3 protein-coding genes are annotated in these 3,527 nt (G+C 38.0%); all 3 read right to left on the minus strand.

The features are described from left to right. On the minus strand, positions 1–2,005 hold a 2,005-nt coding region (locus F6K20_RS29505; protein ID WP_287253157.1), incomplete at its 3' end, for an NACHT domain-containing protein. A 196-nt stretch (positions 2,006–2,201) separates the two neighbouring features. Next, positions 2,202–3,020, minus strand: a complete 819-nt coding sequence (locus F6K20_RS29510) for a hypothetical protein (RefSeq protein ID WP_287253155.1) — start codon at positions 3,018–3,020, stop codon at positions 2,202–2,204. Between the two features lie 124 nt (positions 3,021–3,144). Continuing rightward, positions 3,145–3,527, minus strand: a 383-nt coding sequence (locus F6K20_RS29515) for a HEAT repeat domain-containing protein (RefSeq protein ID WP_287297068.1), incomplete at its 5' end; no start/stop codon positions are given.

The following is a 3,527-nucleotide window of genomic DNA, read 5'->3' on the forward strand; positions in this document are numbered from 1 at the left end:
TACTTCGGGCTTTACTACTGATTTCCTTGACCAGTGAATCATCGCGCTGTTGTTCTAGCAAAAATTTCTTGAAGAAGACTTGATGCTGACCATCTAACCTTAATTCAGGAGAAACAAAGGAATAGCGTTTGTATAGCTCTTGTCCTCGACTCTGTAAGTCTGGAGTATTCAGCATGCTCTGCAAAAATTCAGAATCAAAGCGGCGCATCATGGCGAGGAGATAAACTGCTCGCAAATCTTCTTCGGTATCTTGAAAATTACTAAAGTGAGTCAGAAAGCGTTCGCAAGCTGTTGCCACAATTTCAGCGTGAGAATCTCCCTGTTCAGAAACAATATCATTAACGGGAATTCCTTCACGCCACATCGTTGCGGCTAGATTAACCACTAAGGGAATGCCACGGCTGATTCTATCAATTTGCTTGACATCCTCATCTGCAATATTTAGCTCAATACTTCGCTTTCGGAAAAATTCCTGGAAATATTTCTCGGTCTGATCTGAAGAAAATTTACTTAGGGAATAGCTAATCACATTGTCATCGCCAAAGGTCTGTCGATAACCTCGAAAATATACTCCAGAAGTAAATTGACCTAAAGAATTAGCTGCTTCGTAGCGAACATCTTTATCTTCTTCGTTATTATTTAATACTCCTGTTAGTAAGTCAACAGCGCGTTGGTTATCTAGCTTACCAAGAGCTTTCACTACTTCAATTTTGCTGATTGAGCTACTGGACTTGTCATCCTGAAGCTCTCCCTTTTGTAAAAAATTATTAGCATAACGAAAAGCAAAGTAATCCCGGAGTAGTAGATGTCGAAAACAATAAACCTGTTTTTCAGAAGTCTCAAATAATAATTGGATAGTTCTAGCTAAGCGAGTAAAAGCATGTCTCTGTTCCAGTTGAGGGATAACTTTAGAAAAAATTGGCTCTTCTATTTTAGTATTATCGGGTTCTGAATCACTCATCATCACTACCGCAATTGCCCCTAGCTTTTCCTTGAGTTCCTCTGCGGAAGAGCATGGTAGGTTTTGTTGAGTTCTGTTTTCTTTTTTATCCTTTTCTCTACTAAACCCTTGTTCGATAAATCTGTCAAACAATTGTTCGTGAGTGCTAACTCTTGAAAACTGTTTGACTTCGCCGTCGCTCTCTTGATTTTGGTAGGTCGAAATTAATGTATATAAAAGAAATGGCGTGCGAACCATCTTGAGTAAATCTGGACTATTATCCAGTAGATTCCAGAGTCTTGCCCCTTGTTGATTATCCTTAAAAATAGAGTTAGACGTGACATACTGTTTAATTTCTGCTTCACTCAAACGATTGAGGACTACTGCACCATTTAACTTGAGTGGATTGTTATTATCATTACCCGTTATCTCTTCATAATCTCTACGGCGACAGCTAATCACCATCGGAACTTGCTGGAAACCATCAAGAGAGTTTAAAGTCTCAATAAATTGAGCACGATAGTCTTCACGAGGGGCATTTGGATCTTGTGGTTTTTGAGATACATTTAACGGAAGTTCATCTAATCCATCAAGTAGTAACAATACTTTTTTTTCTCGAATTTGTTTTTGTAGAAAATCTTTGTTTATAAATTCTTCGTTTTGGTTTGTTTGCTTGGCTAACCAGTGAATGATACTCTCTTGACTTATTTCTTTTCGATCATTATAAATTTCAGTCCAGGTGTAAATTTCCGCAAAAATTGGCAACAATGACCTTTGAGTCTTAAGTCGCTCTTCTACCTTTTGGATAGCAAATTTAATCATTGAGATGCTTTTACCGCCCCCTGGCTCACCAAGAAGTAATAATCGACTATTGTATTTATGGAAACTCTCATCTAAACCAGTAAAGCTTAATTTACTGGAGATTACTTCCTTACCTATAGCCTTGGGATTATCTTCATAAGTACGCTCAAAGGGATAAATTTCAAAAGATTTTTTGGTTAATTTTTCCTTAAGAGACTGGTGTAATTCTTGCAAATAGTTGCTGACTATATTTTTAGATACCATAGTTTTGGTTATTTTAAAATAAGGGTTGTTTTGTGCCATTGTATGGCTAAACTATAGATGCCACCCTGTTCTTTAAAACCCAACTACTATGATTTGGGGTTATTCTGGGGAACTAAAATTCCATCAATATAATCTCTGAAAGGGTAAGATAAAATAGAGTTGGGACTTAGTTCCTCGAAAATGCCTAAAGCAAGAGCTAACAGTAGGATTTATAACTAGCTTTTGCTGCCTCTCGATCTTCTGCCAGTTCTTCAGGAGTCATTTTCTGGAGTGCTTTTTCATAATAAGCCTGATTAGGTTTCCCTGTATTAATCACACTTTGAAGTAATGGAGAACGTTCACCCTCTGGATAACGAGCTTTCATGTACTCTGTATAACTTGGCATCTGTGACCTTGTGGCACATTCTAAGGAATAAGCCAGTATATCTCTGCGCCCGTGATATTTATCATTAATATCCCCTAGTTTTTCTCCAATCAAGTCTATTTGCTCGTCCTTAGCACCAGCAGCAGCAGCGACCGCTAGAACTATAGCAGTACGTTCCTGGAAGGAGGCACAAGCACCACCAACACAAAATCCGGCGTGTGCATCATTTGCTCTGCCATCAAGTGCCACTGTTCCTCTGCCAATCATCGGTATTTTTCTAGTTTCTCCATTAGGAGTTTTGAACGTAACAGAACCGAAAAAATTAACACCATCTTCTATGAAGGGTTCGAGGGAACTTTCTATAGTAAGAGGTTGCCGTGGCTGGTTATCAAGGATTAATTCTACGTCAACGCTTTTTGTTGATACATCCTCTGTTTTAGTTCTATCCCCATCAGGATCGGCGTAGGCATTGCCAGTTTCAATAAACTTGATATCTAAGATTTTATTATTAAATCTAATTCCAATCGCTTGCAAGGCATCAACTTGTGTGTCTGGATCAGATAGCTTACTGATTATTTCTGATATAGTTACCTGTTTCCAGTCTAGAGTTGTGTAGGGATTACCTTCTCTGGCTCTAATTGGATACTCCATATTGGGTATTAGTTCATTACATAAGTTTACTCTAGTATAGAGAATAGGTTAATTACTTTTTGTGCTTAATTTTACGTTAGTTATTATTTGTTTAAAACATCTTAGCTTTTAAAAATTTACCCAATTATCCCTTGTCCGAGTATCGCTCCAAAGCTTGTGCGGCAGGTTTGTAGCCACCCGTTTTTTTATCTATATCCTTGAGAGCCTTTTGGACAGCCTCTCTAACGTCAGATATAGCATCATTACGCCACCTATCCACAAGGATTGTTTGCACCAATTGGGTTTTATCTAATTGCTGGTTTGAAATATTTAAATTACCTAATGCTTCGATTACAGACACCCGTGCTACCCAATCTCCCTCTTCTAAATCTTTTAGTTTTTGAATAAGTGGCTCTAAGGCATCGCTATCTCCATGTTTACCTAGAGCCTTAGCGATCGCTACACATTCATCTGGGTCTTTGTTAGTCTTGTTATTATTGAGTTTATCAATAAGCTCACTTACAGACA

Source organism: Moorena sp. SIO2C4, assembly GCF_010672485.1.
GTDB lineage: Bacteria > Cyanobacteriota > Cyanobacteriia > Cyanobacteriales > Coleofasciculaceae > Moorena > Moorena producens.